Annotated in this window: 11 protein-coding genes; all 11 read left to right on the top strand. The window is 58.4% G+C overall.

The genetic code is table 11. The features are described 5' to 3' along the window. Positions 1-34 precede the first annotated feature (34 nt). The 11 genes from H7R76_RS09875 (at position 35) to flhE (ending at position 13,656) form a co-directional block, all read left to right on the top strand. A complete protein-coding gene (locus tag H7R76_RS09875; protein ID WP_182967644.1) occupies positions 35-1,639 on the top strand; it encodes a methyl-accepting chemotaxis protein in 1,605 nt (534 codons plus the stop codon). A 23-nt stretch (positions 1,640-1,662) separates the two neighbouring features. Continuing rightward, positions 1,663-2,529, top strand: coding sequence for a protein-glutamate O-methyltransferase CheR (gene cheR, locus H7R76_RS09880; protein ID WP_182930409.1), 867 nt, complete (start codon positions 1,663-1,665; stop codon positions 2,527-2,529). After that, the gene (locus H7R76_RS09885) at positions 2,526-3,575 is read left to right on the top strand and encodes a protein-glutamate methylesterase/protein-glutamine glutaminase (RefSeq protein ID WP_106927819.1); all 1,050 of its coding nucleotides are present in this window, start codon (positions 2,526-2,528) and stop codon (positions 3,573-3,575) included. The genes cheR and H7R76_RS09885 overlap by 4 nt, the downstream gene beginning before the upstream one ends. 17 nt (positions 3,576-3,592) lie before the next feature. Next, positions 3,593-3,982, top strand: coding sequence for a chemotaxis response regulator CheY (gene cheY, locus H7R76_RS09890; RefSeq protein WP_064544650.1), 390 nt, complete (start codon positions 3,593-3,595; stop codon positions 3,980-3,982). Between the two features lie 10 nt (positions 3,983-3,992). Further along, entirely contained in the window at positions 3,993-4,637 is a 645-nt protein-coding gene (cheZ, locus tag H7R76_RS09895) for a protein phosphatase CheZ (RefSeq protein ID WP_182967646.1), read from the top strand. 325 nt (positions 4,638-4,962) lie between these two features. Further along, entirely contained in the window at positions 4,963-5,736 is a 774-nt protein-coding gene (locus H7R76_RS09900) for a helix-turn-helix domain-containing protein (protein ID WP_227673959.1), read from the top strand. 102 nt (positions 5,737-5,838) lie between these two features. Further along, on the top strand, positions 5,839-7,140 hold the full coding sequence (locus tag H7R76_RS09905) for an MFS transporter (protein WP_182967650.1): 1,302 nt from the start codon (positions 5,839-5,841) through the stop codon (positions 7,138-7,140). Between the two features lie 25 nt (positions 7,141-7,165). Then, a complete protein-coding gene (locus tag H7R76_RS09910) occupies positions 7,166-9,817 on the top strand; it encodes a family 78 glycoside hydrolase catalytic domain (RefSeq protein ID WP_182967651.1) in 2,652 nt (883 codons plus the stop codon). 215 nt (positions 9,818-10,032) lie between these two features. Further along, positions 10,033-11,187 carry a flagellar biosynthesis protein FlhB gene (flhB, locus tag H7R76_RS09915; protein WP_106927815.1) on the top strand — a complete coding sequence of 385 codons (1,155 nt, stop codon included), beginning with the start codon at positions 10,033-10,035 and terminating at the stop codon, positions 11,185-11,187. Continuing rightward, positions 11,180-13,261, top strand: coding sequence for a flagellar biosynthesis protein FlhA (gene flhA, locus H7R76_RS09920; protein WP_106927813.1), 2,082 nt, complete (start codon positions 11,180-11,182; stop codon positions 13,259-13,261). The genes flhB and flhA overlap by 8 nt, the downstream gene beginning before the upstream one ends. Then, the gene (flhE, locus tag H7R76_RS09925) at positions 13,261-13,656 is read left to right on the top strand and encodes a flagellar protein FlhE (RefSeq protein WP_182967653.1); all 396 of its coding nucleotides are present in this window, start codon (positions 13,261-13,263) and stop codon (positions 13,654-13,656) included. The genes flhA and flhE overlap by 1 nt, the downstream gene beginning before the upstream one ends. Positions 13,657-13,763 lie beyond the last annotated feature (107 nt).

Consider the following 13,763-nt stretch of genomic DNA (forward strand, 5'->3'; position numbering starts at 1 on the left):
ATCCGCGGTCCAGGCCGCCTTTAGGAGTGTGGTGATGCTTTATCGTATTCGAATCTCTACCACGTTGTTTCTGATTTTAATTATCTGCGGCATTTTGCAGATTGGCAGTAACGGACTCTCTTTCTGGGCCTTTCGCGACGGACAAAACAACATTTATCAGGTTGAACAAAGCAGCCAGCAGCTGAACACACTGACGGAATCGCGCGCTGCGATGCTGCAGGCCAGCACCATGCTGAACAAAGCGGGCACCCTGACGGCGCTGAGCTATCCGCCTGGTGAAGTGCGCAGCATGATCGACGACGTCAAACAGAATCTCTCGCAGGGCGATGCGCTGTTTAAGGGGTTTATGGCGCTGCCGTTGATGAGTGAGCACGACAAAACGCTACAGGCGGCAACCGCAACGGCGTTTACCAACTGGCACGAGATGCTGGCGCATCAGGTCGCCTGGCTTGAGAACAACCAGCTGGCGGAGTTTGTCGCCGCACCGGTACAAAAAACCCAGGATCAGTTTGACGGTGAGTACCAGAACTGGCGTAAGAACATTGACGGCTACGTTGCTGCCGCCGAACGTGAAAGTCAGAGCGATTACACGCGCTCGACGATGATGTTTATGGCGATGGTCGTCATTTCCGTACTCATTACCGTGGGTGCGCTGTGGTGGGTTCGCCATATGGTGGTGCGACCGCTGGCGATTATCAGCCACCACTTTGAAAGCATTGCGAAAGGCAACCTGGCGCGTCCGATTGCGGTCTACGGCAAGAACGAAATCAGCGCCATCTTTGCCGGGCTGAAGGCCATGCAGCACTCGCTGCGTGACACCGTCAGGGAAGTGCGCCAGGGCAGCTACGCCATGCACACCGGGATCTCGGAAATTGCCGCAGGCAACAACGATCTGTCTGCGCGGACTGAACAGCAGGCGGCCTCGCTGGCGGAAACGGCGGCCAGCATGGAACAGCTGACCGCAACGGTAAGCCAGAACGCCGACAACGCCCGCCAGGCGTCTCACCTCGCGCACGGCGCGGCAGATACCGCCAAGCGCGGCGGAGAACAGGCAAATCATGTGGCGCAGACGATGCATAACATTGCCACCAGCTCGAAGAAAATCAGCGACATTATTAGCGTTATTGACGGTATTGCCTTCCAGACCAATATTCTGGCGCTGAACGCCGCCGTGGAGGCTGCGCGTGCCGGTGAGCAGGGTCGCGGTTTTGCCGTGGTGGCCGGGGAGGTGCGCAACCTCGCCAGCCGCAGCGCCCAGGCGGCGAAAGAAATTAAAGTGCTGATCGAAGAGTCGGTTGCCCGCGTACAGGAAGGTTCCACGCTGGTGGAAACCTCGGCCAGTACGATGAGTGAGATCGTGCAGTCGGTGACCCGAGTGAACGACATCATGGGCGAAATTGCTTCCGCCTCGGATGAACAACGCCGCGGCATTGAACAGGTGGCGCAGGCGGTCAGCCAGATGGATCAGGTGACGCAGCAAAACGCCGCGCTGGTGGAAGAGGGGGCCGCGGCCACCGAACAGCTGGCCGGGCAGGCCGATCGCTTAACGACCGTGGTTTCCGTATTTGAACTTGAAGAAGTGAAGGCGGCGGTGGAGCGTGAAAACGTTACGCTGGCCGCGATACCCGCTGTTTCCTGAATGATGTGATGTAAGAAGGCGCTATGACTGTATCTCTGCCAAATGGGCAATCGCAATTACTGAGCCAGCTGACGCAGCGCCTGACGCTCACCGACGCGCAGTTTCGTCGGATATGTCAACTGATCTACCAGCGCGCCGGGATCGTGCTGGCCGATCACAAGCGTGACATGGTTTACAACCGTCTGGTGCGGCGTCTGCGGACGCTGAACCTGGATGATTTTGGTCATTACCTGGGGCAACTGGAGGCCAACGGCGACAGCGCGGAATGGCAGGCGTTTATTAACTCGCTGACCACCAACCTGACGGCGTTCTTCCGCGAGGCGCACCACTTTCCGACGCTCGCCGAACATGCCGCTCGTCGGCAGGGGGAGTACCGGGTGTGGAGCGCTGCGGCGTCGACCGGGGAAGAGCCGTACTCCATCGCCATTACCCTGGCCGATACCTTGGGTACCGCGCCGGGCCGCTGGAAAGTGTATGCCAGCGATATCGATACCGAAGTGCTGGAAAAAGCGCAGAGCGGCATTTATCGCATGGACGAGCTGAAAACGCTCTCTCAGCAGCAGCTGCAGCGTTATTTCATGCGCGGGACCGGGCCGCACTCCGGACTGGTCCGGGTGCGTAACGAGCTGGCGAACTACGTGGATTTCAGCACGCTGAACTTGCTCAATACCCACTATAACGTTCCCGGTCCGTTCGATGCGATCTTCTGCCGTAATGTGATGATCTATTTTGATAAAACTACGCAGCAGGAGATCCTCAAGCGTTTTGTGTCCCTGCTGAAACCGGACGGATTATTGTTTGCCGGTCATTCAGAGAACTTTAGCCATCTCTCCCGTGAGTTCAGCCTGCGTGGACAGACGGTCTATGCGCTAAGTAAGGGAAGAGCATGAGTAAAATCAGGGTGTTATCCGTTGATGACTCGGCGCTGATGCGCCAGATCATGACGGAAATCATTAACAGCCACGACGATATGGAAATGGTCGCTACCGCGCCGGATCCGCTGGTGGCGCGCGATCTGATTAAAAAATTCAATCCGGATGTGCTGACGCTGGACGTCGAAATGCCGCGCATGGACGGCCTGGACTTTCTCGAGAAGCTGATGCGCCTGCGGCCGATGCCGGTGGTCATGGTGTCTTCGTTGACCGGTAAAGGCTCGGAGGTAACGCTGCGCGCGCTTGAGCTGGGGGCGGTGGACTTTGTCACCAAACCGCAGTTGGGCATTCGTGAGGGGATGCTGGCCTACAGCGAAACCATTGCTGAGAAGGTGCGCGCCGCCTCGCGTGCGCGCATTAGCGCCCACAAACCGCTGGCCGCGCCGGTGGCGATCAAGTCTGGCCCGCTGCTGAGCTCCGAAAAGCTGATTGCGATCGGTGCGTCAACCGGCGGTACTGAAGCTATTCGTCATGTACTCCAGCCGCTGCCGCTCTCCAGCCCGGCGCTGCTGATCACGCAGCATATGCCGCCGGGCTTTACCCGTTCATTTGCCGAGCGCCTCAATAAGCTGTGCCAAATCACGGTTAAAGAGGCGGAAGACGGCGAGCGCGTCCTGCCGGGTCATGCCTATATTGCGCCGGGCGATAAGCATATGGAGCTGGCGCGCAGCGGGGCGAACTATCAAATCAAAATTCACGACGGGCCGCCGGTTAATCGCCATCGCCCGTCGGTTGATGTGCTGTTTCATTCGGTCGCGAAGCACGCGGGGCGCAACGCCGTAGGGGTGATCCTCACCGGCATGGGCAACGACGGTGCGGCCGGGATGCATGCGATGTACCAGGCCGGAGCCTGGACCATCGCGCAGAATGAAGCCAGTTGTGTGGTGTTCGGCATGCCGCGCGAGGCCATCAATACCGGTGGCGTCAGCGAAGTGGTCGATCTTAGCCAGGTAAGCCAGCAGATGCTGGCGAAAATCAGTGCCGGACAGGCAATACGTATTTGAATCAGGAGTATTATTTTATGGCGGATAAAGAGCTTAAGTTTTTGGTTGTGGATGACTTTTCCACCATGCGTCGTATCGTGCGCAACCTGTTAAAGGAACTGGGATTTAACAACGTTGAAGAGGCAGAAGACGGCGTGGATGCGCTGAATAAACTGCAGGCGGGCGGCTTTGGTTTTGTCATCTCTGACTGGAACATGCCGAACATGGATGGCCTGGAGCTGCTGAAAACGATCCGCGCCGACGGTGGGATGGCGGCAATGCCGGTGCTGATGGTCACGGCAGAAGCGAAGAAAGAGAACATCATTGCCGCCGCGCAGGCCGGGGCCAGCGGATACGTGGTGAAGCCGTTCACTGCGGCGACGCTGGAAGAGAAGCTGAACAAGATCTTCGAGAAACTGGGCATGTGAGGTGACGAACATGATGCATTCTTCCATCAAGCCCGGCGATGACCACTCCGCCGCGGATATTATCAGCCGCATCGGCAATCTGACCCGCATGCTGCGCGATAGCCTGCGCGAGCTGGGGTTGGATCAGGCGATTGCGGAAGCGGCCGAAGCGATACCCGACGCGCGTGACCGTCTGGACTATGTTGTGCAGATGACCGCGCAGGCTGCGGAGCGCGCGCTGAACAGCGTCGAAGCCTCGCAGCCGCATCAGGATGAAATGGAAAAAGGCGCCAAAGCCTTGACCAAGCGCTGGGACGCGTGGTTTGAAAATCCGATTGAATTGTCCGACGCGCGTGAACTGGTGAGCGATACCCGCCGTTATCTTGGCGAGGTGCCGGAGCATACCAGCTTTACGAACGCCCAACTGCTCGAAATCATGATGGCGCAGGATTTCCAGGACCTGACCGGTCAGGTTATCAAGCGCATGATGGACGTTATCCAGGAAATTGAGCGCCAGCTGTTGATGGTGCTGCTGGAGAACATTCCGGAGCAGGGCGCGCGGCCAAAACGCGAAAACGACAGTCTGCTCAACGGGCCGCAGGTTGACACCTCAAAAGCCGGCGTCGTTGCCAGCCAGGATCAGGTGGACGATCTGCTCGATAGCCTGGGCTTCTAATCGCGCTGTCCGGGCCTACCGATAAGCATATCGCCGTAGGCCCGGCAGACGCCGCTCCTGTTATATCCCCGCACATTTCTGAAAATGAAACCGCCATCACGGCGGCTTACGCCTGAGTGCCACCCTGATATATAGACTTGTCATAATTATTGCGCTTAAATAGTTTGCAATACAGCCTAAGACAATATTTATTTACTTGCCTCATTATTAAGGCCGGGCGCTATTGTCTTAATAAACCGGAGGCCATGTGAGAATATTACGAGATAGCGAATTTTTTCATTCTGAGCACCATGCCTTTTGTCTTTTTACGATGAATAACCAGCTTATGGAAGGTGTGCATGGGCATGATTTTGACGAACTGGTTATTGTCCGTAATGGCAGCGGTTTTCATATTATTAATGACGAAGTGAAATTTATTTGTCAGGGCGACTTTTTTCTTGTTACCACTAACGACACCCACAGTTATGTTTCCACTAACCATCTTGCTGTTATTAATATCCTGATTCGCCGTGACGGCCATTTTCATTATCTACAGCATATCGATACGCTGCTCGCGAGGATCAAAACGCAGCTACAGCAGCCGCGCGAGATGGCGCTATCCCCTGCGGCCCTGGGGGACGTTGAGCGCTGGAGTCAGGAGATTGTCGCGCGCAATGAAAGCGACTACGACCCCCTCTATTTTGCGCTATGCGAGGCCGCGTTTCTCAACATCATTAATACGTTATGCCAGTGCCATCAGCAGCAAGAGGCGCAAAGCGCCGAAGAGCGAGGCCGCGCTAACCTGATTAAAGCGCTCAAAACCAGCGGTCTGCGTCAGCTTGACTGGTATGCATTGAGCGACGATAACGGCGTGGCGCGGCGGACGATGTTCCGTTTTATTAAACGAATTACCGGCTACACCCCGGTAAAATTCCAGACGCTGTACCGGGTGCTAAAAGCGCAGGAGCTGCTGCGCACCACCGATAAAACCATTAGCGAAATAGCCGCACGCTGCGGTTTCATGAATACCATAAGATTAACCGAAGCCTACAAACATTATTTTAATTACTCGCCAACGCACGAGCGAGAGCTGCACTCACGGGTGCTGACGACGATCTGATTTTTCTGGCTAATAACGAAAATGAACCACAGGGATTTTATCGCAGCACGCGCTGCGAGGGTTTATTTCTCCCTTCATTATCGATGAATTAAAGGAAACGTTATGTCAAAAAATAAAATGCCCAACCCCTGGTATATTGGGGTGGTGTCAGGGATGGCATCATATATTGATTCGGCGGCAATTGTCTCGAACGGTACCGCGCTGGTTATTTATCAAAAGACGCTGGGGATTACCGCGCTGGAAATTGGAATGCTCTCCGGCCTGTTAACCCTCAGCATTGCCGCCGGCGCTTTCGGCGGCGGCCGCCTGGGCGATCGTATCGGGCGGCGCAACGTCTTTATCATCACAATGGCGATGATTTTGTTGGGCACGCTGGCGCTGGCCTTCGGCGCTAGCTTTGCCGTTCTGGCCGTCGGCACGCTGCTGGTGGGGCTGGCGACCGGCGCCGATTTGCCCGTCTCGCTGGCCACCATCTCCGAGGCGGCCAGCGACGAGAACCGCGGCAAAATTATTGGCCTGTCGAATCTGCTATGGCTGGTGGGCATCGGCGCCACGATGGGGATCTCTGCCATCGTCGGCGATTGGGGCCGTGTCGGCGCACAGATCATGTATCTCCACGTGGGCCTGGTGGCACTGGTGCTGCTGGTGCTGCGCTGGTCTATTCCGGAATCGCCGCTGTGGCTGGCGGCGCGCGATGAGCTGCGACGGGGAGTGGCGACCGTACGGGCGCAGAAAAACGGCTGGCGGGACCTGCTGGAGGCAAAGTACCTGTGGCCGTTCATCTCGCTGTGCGCGTTTTACACCTTTACCAACCTGGCCGCCAACACCGGCGGGCAGTTTGGCACCTTTGTTGCGGTGAATGTGGTGGGTATTTCGGTCAGCACGAATTCGCTGTGGGGGCTGCTGATCCTGCCGGTCAGCGTCGCTTCCGGTCTGCTGTTTATGCGTATCGTCGATACCGACAAACGCATTCCGTTCTTTATCTTCGGCGCGGTAATGATGTCCGGCGGCTATTTTGTGCCGGTATTGCTCAATTTCTCACCCCTGTCGTGGTTCTGCTGCCTGCTGTTTACCAATATCGGCGCCGGTTTTGCCTTCGAAGGCATTATGAAAGTGTGGGCCCAGGAGTCGTTCCCGACCATGCTGCGCGCTACCGCTCAGGGGGTGATCGTCGGCGTCGCCCGATTGACCTGTGGGCTGCTGGCTTTCGTCACGCCGGTACTGCTCAGCGCCGGGCCAACCGTCCTTTATTGCCTGTTGACGGCCATTGTGGTGGTGGGGATGGTCATTGGCTGGCTCTGCTTCCACGGCAAGCAGCGCAATGAATTTAACGCCGAAACGGCAATGGTGGCGACGCCGGATGCGCGCCACGACGTCAACGATACGCAACGGGCCAAGGCCTGATCATTCAGCTATTGAGGGAATCATTATGTTAGCAGTAGAAAAAATCACGCTTAACTACGAAAAGACGCTGTCAGGCTGTGAAACGTCGCCGGTTTTCGGCTGGGTTATTGCCAGCGATCGTCGTGATGTGGCGCAGCATAGCTGGCAGCTCCAGCTGGCGGAGGACGAGGATTTTAGCGCGCTGCTGTATGACAGCGGGGTGACGCGGGACGCGCGTTCAAACAATATTACGCTGCCGGCGCGCGAATGGGCCGACTCAACCCGCTATTTTGCCCGCGTGCGCATCAGCGATAACCACGGTGAAGAAAGCGGCTGGAGCCCGCTGGCATCGTGGGTGAGCGGGCTGCCGGCTGCACGCTGGCAGGGCGAATTTATCTCTGCCGAAACGCCGCAGGACAAAGACAATTCCAGGGGGACGCTGCTGCGCCATGTTTTCGCGTTGCCGCCGAGTGAGGAGATTGTATCGGCGGTGGTTCACGCCAGCGCGCTGGGGCTTTATCAGCTGTGGATTAACGGCGAAAAAGTGGGGTGCGACGAGCTGGCCCCCGGCTGGACGAGCTATCACCATCACCTGCTGTATCAGACCTGGGACGTCAGCGACCGGCTGTGCGGTGGTGAGAACGTTATTGGCGCGATGGTCGGCGCAGGCTGGTACAAAGGCGACATGAGCTTTAACCGCTACCGCAACTACTACGGCGAACAAACCGGGTTTATTTGCCAACTGGTGGTCACGCTGCGCGACGGCAGCCAGCGGGTGATTGTCAGCAACGCATGCTGGCAGGCAAGCGACTCGGCGATTTTGTTCTCTGAAATCTACGATGGTGAAACGTACGACGCCCGCCTGGCGCAGCAGGGCTGGAGCGAGCCGGGTTTTGCCGCGTCGGGCTGGCGAGCGGTAACGTTACTGAGCGTGTCAAAAGACGTTCTTCAGCCGCAAACCGCCTGTCCGGTGCAGGAAATTGCACGACTGGCGCCGCGCGCGTTATTCACCACGCCAAAGGGAGAGACGGTCATTGATTTTGGCCAGAACCTCAGCGGCTGGGTAGCGTTTCGCGTTCGCGGCGCAGCAGGGGACAGCGTTAAGCTGCGCCACTTTGAAGTGCTGGACGCGGAGGGCAATGTCTACCTGGCGAATCTGCGCACCGCAAAACAGCGCATCGACTATACGCTGCGCGGCGATGAAGAAGAGCGCTACCATCCGCACTTTACCTTCCAGGGCTTCCGCTATGTGCAGATTGAATGCTGGCCTGGCACGCCGACGCTGGCAGATTTTTCCGCCGTAGTGCTGCATTCAGCGATGACGCCAACCGGCAGCATGGAAACCTCAAATGCCGATCTTAACCAGCTGCACCACAATATTCTCTGGGGGCTGAAGGGAAACTTTGTGGATATCCCGACCGACTGCCCGCAGCGCGACGAACGCCTGGGCTGGACCGGTGATGCGCAGATCTTTTGTCGTACCGCCAGCTACCTGATGCAAACGGATACCTTCTTCGCCAAATGGCTAACCGATTTGCAGCACGATCAAACCCCGGAAGGTGGCGTGCCGCACGTGATCCCGGATATTCTGACCGGCAAGTGCGATAACGACCGTTTCCTGTCGCACGGCCGTACCCATTCGGCGGCGGCATGGGCCGATGCGGCGGTCATCAATCCGTGGACGCTGTACCTGATGTACGGCGATACGCAGACCCTGGCGCGCCAGTACGGCAGTATGAAAGCGTGGGTAGAGTTTATGCGCGCCAACGCGGTTGACAATATCTGGTCGTGGAAGCTGCAGTTTGGCGACTGGGTGGCCCTGGATGCCAAAGAGGGCAGCTACTTTGGCGCCACGCCGAATGAGCTGACCTGCATGGCCTACTATGCGCTGTCTACGCAGCTGCTGTCGAAATCGGCGAAGGTACTGGGCTTTGAGGATGATGCCGTCGAGTACCTCGCGCTTCATGCGGCGATTGTTGACTGCTTCCATCGCGAGTTCTTCACGGCCAACGGCAGACTCGCCGCGCGCACGCAAACTGCGCATATTCTGGCGCTCTATTTCCAGCTGGTGCCGCAGGCGCATCGCGAGCGGACGGTGCAGACGCTGCTGGAGCTGCTGGCCGAGCAGGATGGCCACCTGGTGACGGGGTTTGTCGGCACGCCGTATTTTTGTCACGCGCTGAGTGAGAACGGTCAGGCTGATGCCGCATGGCAGCTGCTGCTGAAGGAGGATTTCCCGTCCTGGTTGTATCAGGTGAAGGCCGGCGCGACCACGATTTGGGAACACTGGGACGGCGTGAAGCCGGACGGCACGATGTGGAGTCCGGATATGAACTCGTTTAACCACTACGCCTACGGAGCCATCGGTGAGTGGCTGTACCGGGCGGCGGCGGGAATAAATACCGAAGAGCACGCGCCGGGCTTTAAGCACTCGGTTCTGCGGCCTATCCCCGGCGGCGGTCTGGCGTGGCTGAAAGCGCGCTATGCATCGGTATACGGTGAGATTGGCGTGCGCTGGCAGCAGTCCGGGCAGACGATCGCGCTTGAGGTGGACATCCCGCCCAATACCCGCTCGACGCTGATTCTCGATCGCGCAAGGACGCTGCTGGAAACCGACGACATCGACTTTACGCCGATGGACGGCGGCTACGCGGCGGAGGTGGGTTCCGGTCATTATCGGGTCGTTTTCCAGCGCTAATCAAGTTCTGGTCATGTGCGCGGCCTGTGAACGGCAGACGCCACAAAACACACATATCTGTAGGCCGGATAAGGCGTTTACGCCGCTATCCGGCAATATACGCGGATACCCATCAATAAACGCCCGAATTCCTTCACTTTCATTCCGCTATTCGTCCTATTGGCAACGCGCCGCATCGAGATAATACTCGCGACCGTATTTTCGAGAGTGATGCCGTGGCAGAAGAAAGCGACGACGACGACAAAACAGAAGACCCCACACCCCAACGGCTTGAAAAGGCGCGTGAGGAGGGGCAGATCCCGCGTTCCCGCGAGCTGACGTCGCTGCTGATGCTGCTGGTGGGCGTTTGTGTGCTCTGGCTGGGCGGCGAGTCGCTGGCTCGACGGCTGGCGAACCTGCTTTCGGGCGGGCTGCGCTTTGATCACAGCATCGTCAATGACCCCAACCTGATCCTCGGCCAGATTATCCTGCTGCTCAAAGAAGCCATGCTGGCGCTGCTTCCGCTGATCGTCGGAGTGGTGACGGTGGCGCTGGTTGCGCCAATGATGCTCGGCGGCCTGGTGTTCAGCACCAAATCGCTGGCCTTCAAGCTCGATAAGCTCAACCCGCTGCCCGGCATTAAGCGCATGTTTTCGGCGCAGACGGCGGCGGAGCTGAGTAAGGCGATTATGAAAGCGGTGCTGATGGGGACCGTGGCGGGCTTTTTCCTGTGGATGCACTGGCCGCAGATGATGCGTCTGGTCAGCGAATCACCGCTGTCGGCAATAGGTAACGCCCTGAATATGGTAGGCCTGTGCGCGCTACTGGTGGCGATGGGCATCATCCCGATGGTCGGCTTCGACGTTTTCTGGCAGATCCACAGCCATCTGAAAAAGCTGCGTATGTCGCGGCAGGATATTCGCGATGAATTTAAGCAGAGTGAAGGCGACCCGCACGTTAAAGGGCGTATTCGCCAGATGCAGCGTGCGGCGGCACGCCGTCGGATGATGGCCGACGTACCGAAGGCTGACGTGATCGTCAATAACCCGACACACTATTCCGTCGCCCTGCAGTACGACGAAAACAAAATGAGCGCGCCGAAAGTCGTGGCGAAAGGCGCGGGGCTGGTGGCGCTGCGCATTCGTGAAATTGGCGAGGAGAACCGCATTCCGATGCTGGAAGCGCCGCCGCTGGCGCGCGCGCTGTATCGCCATGCCGATATCGGTCAGCAGATCCCCGGCCAGCTGTACGCCGCGGTGGCAGAGGTGCTGGCGTGGGTCTGGCAGCTTAAGCGCTGGCGACTGGCGGGCGGCGCCGCGCCGAAAAAACCGGATAACATAGCGGTGCCTGAGGCACTGGATTTTTTGAACGAGAAGGACTCTGATGGCTAATCTTGTCGCAATGCTGCGCCTCCCCAGCAACCTGAAATCCACCCAGTGGCAGGTGCTTGCCGGGCCGGTGCTGATCCTGCTGATTTTGTCGATGATGGTACTGCCGCTGCCGGCGTTCGTCCTCGACCTGCTGTTTACCTTTAACATTGCGCTGTCCATTATGGTGCTGCTGGTGGCCATGTTCACCCAGCGCACGCTGGAGTTTGCCGCCTTCCCGACCATTCTGCTGTTTACCACGCTGCTGCGTCTGGCGCTGAACGTGGCCTCGACGCGTATTATTTTGATGGACGGACACACCGGCGCGGCGGCGGCGGGGAAGGTGGTTGAAGCGTTTGGCCACTTCCTCGTCGGCGGTAACTTCGCTATCGGCATCGTGGTGTTTATCATCCTCGTTATCATCAACTTTATGGTTATCACCAAAGGTGCCGGGCGTATTGCCGAAGTGGGTGCGCGCTTTGTGCTGGACGGGATGCCGGGTAAGCAGATGGCGATCGACGCCGATCTCAACGCCGGGATCATCGGCGAAGAGGAAGCGAAAAAGCGCCGTTCAGAGGTGACCCAGGAAGCGGACTTCTACGGTTCGATGGACGGTGCCAGTAAGTTTGTGCGCGGCGATGCCATCGCCGGGATTCTGATTATGGTGATCAACGTCATCGGCGGACTGCTGGTAGGGGTGTTACAGCACGGTCTGGATCTGGGCAAAGCGGCGGAATCTTACACCCTGCTGACCATTGGTGACGGCCTGGTGGCGCAGATTCCGGCGCTGGTGATCTCGACCGCGGCGGGCGTCATTGTGACCCGCGTAAGTACCGAGCAGGACGTTGGCGAACAGATGGTCGGCCAGCTGTTTAGCAACCCGCGCGTCATGCTGTTGAGCGCCGGGGTGCTCGGCCTGCTGGGCCTGGTCCCGGGTATGCCGAACCTGGTGTTCCTGCTGTTTACCGCCGCGCTGCTGGGGCTGGCGTGGTGGATCCGTGGGCGTGAGATAAAGGCTCCGGATCAGCCGCAGCCGGTGAAAGCGCCGGAAAATACGTCGCAGGCGGTAGAGGCCACCTGGAGCGATGTGCAGCTGGAAGATACGCTGGGCATGGAAGTGGGCTACCGGCTGATTCCGATGGTTGATTTCCAGCAGGATGGTGAACTGCTCGGGCGCATCCGCAGTATTCGGAAGAAATTTGCGCAAGAAATGGGCTTCCTGCCGCCAGTGGTGCATATTCGCGACAATATGGACCTGTCGCCGGCGCTGTACCGTATTTTACTCAAAGGGGTCGAGATTGGCAGCGGCGAGGCCTACCCTGGCCGTTGGCTGGCGATCAATCCCGGTACCGCAGCGGGTTCACTGCCCGGTGAAGTCACCACCGATCCGGCGTTTGGCCTGGCGGCTATCTGGATTGAAAGCGCGCTGAAAGAGCAGGCGCAGATTCAGGGGTTCACGGTGGTGGAAGCCAGTACCGTGGTGGCGACGCACCTGAATCATCTGATTAGCCTGCACGCTTCGGAACTGTTTGGTCGTCAGGAAGCGCAGCAACTGCTGGAGCGCGTAACCCAGGAGATGCCGAAGCTGACTGAAGATCTGGTGCCGGGGGTGGTGACGCTGACCACCTTGCATAAAGTGCTGCAAAATCTGCTGGATGAAAAAGTACCGATTCGCGATATGCGTACCATTCTGGAAACGCTGGCTGAACATGCGCCGATCCAGACCGATGCGGGCGAGCTGACGTCGGTGGTGCGCGTGGCCCTCGGCCGGGCGATCACCCAACGCTGGTTCCCGGGTAACGACGAGGTGCAGGTTATCGGGCTGGATACGCCGCTGGAGCGACTGCTGCTGCAAGCCCTACAGGGCGGCGGAGGCCTGGAACCGGGCCTGGCTGACCGTCTGCTGGCGCAGGCGCAGGAGGCCCTGGCGCGTCAGGAAATGCTCGGCGCGCCGCCGGTGCTGCTGGTGAACCACGCGCTGCGTCCTCTGCTGTCGCGCTTCCTGCGTCGCAGCCTGCCACAGCTGGTGGTGTTGTCAAACATGGAGCTGTCCGATAACCGCAACATTCGCATGACGGCGACCATTGGAGGTAAATAATGCGTCGGTGGTTTGCGTTGCTGTTCGTTCTGCCTGGCCTGGCGCAGGCGGCGGGCGAGGGGGCCTGGCAGGACAGCAATATTGGCATCACCCTGAATCACCGCGGAGTTGCCGTATCGTCGCGGCCGCTGACCGCCTCGCAGTCGGTGCAGGGCATGACCACGCGGGTGGTCTGGCGCTATGCGCTGAACGGCCCCGTACCGGCCGGGCTGCGGGTCCGGCTGTGCTCGCTTTCGCGCTGTACGGAGCTGGATGGGCAGAGCGGCAGCACGCTGGCTTTTAGCCAGGTTTCGGCGGCAGAGCCGTTTCGGTTTATCTGGGAAGTGCCGGGCGGTGGGAGATTAATTCCGGCGTTACGGGTACAAAGCATACAAATTATCGTTAACTACCGCTGAAAGCCCTACATTCCTCTTTTCGCCACCGGATTCTGGTGGCGACCTCGCATTTCTGACCCTCACTTTTGATTGTAAAGAAACGTTGTTTTATAAATCAGTGATGCATA

This window comes from Klebsiella sp. WP8-S18-ESBL-06, assembly GCF_014169755.1.
In the GTDB taxonomy this organism is placed as follows: domain Bacteria; phylum Pseudomonadota; class Gammaproteobacteria; order Enterobacterales; family Enterobacteriaceae; genus Kluyvera; species Kluyvera ascorbata_B.

What these genes read in the sequence shown, in the direction of transcription:
- H7R76_RS09875 (WP_182967644.1), top strand. Translation starts at nt 35, where the DNA reads ATGCTTTATCGTATTCGAATCTCTACCACGTTGTTTCTGATTTTAATT.
- cheR (WP_182930409.1), top strand. Translation starts at nt 1,663, where the DNA reads ATGACTGTATCTCTGCCAAATGGGCAATCGCAATTACTGAGCCAGCTG.
- H7R76_RS09885 (WP_106927819.1), top strand. Translation starts at nt 2,526, where the DNA reads ATGAGTAAAATCAGGGTGTTATCCGTTGATGACTCGGCGCTGATGCGC.
- cheY (WP_064544650.1), top strand. Translation starts at nt 3,593, where the DNA reads ATGGCGGATAAAGAGCTTAAGTTTTTGGTTGTGGATGACTTTTCCACC.
- cheZ (WP_182967646.1), top strand. Translation starts at nt 3,993, where the DNA reads ATGATGCATTCTTCCATCAAGCCCGGCGATGACCACTCCGCCGCGGAT.
- H7R76_RS09900 (WP_227673959.1), top strand. Translation starts at nt 4,963, where the DNA reads ATGGAAGGTGTGCATGGGCATGATTTTGACGAACTGGTTATTGTCCGT.
- H7R76_RS09905 (WP_182967650.1), top strand. Translation starts at nt 5,839, where the DNA reads ATGTCAAAAAATAAAATGCCCAACCCCTGGTATATTGGGGTGGTGTCA.
- H7R76_RS09910 (WP_182967651.1), top strand. Translation starts at nt 7,166, where the DNA reads ATGTTAGCAGTAGAAAAAATCACGCTTAACTACGAAAAGACGCTGTCA.
- flhA (WP_106927813.1), top strand. Translation starts at nt 11,180, where the DNA reads ATGGCTAATCTTGTCGCAATGCTGCGCCTCCCCAGCAACCTGAAATCC.
- flhE (WP_182967653.1), top strand. Translation starts at nt 13,261, where the DNA reads ATGCGTCGGTGGTTTGCGTTGCTGTTCGTTCTGCCTGGCCTGGCGCAG.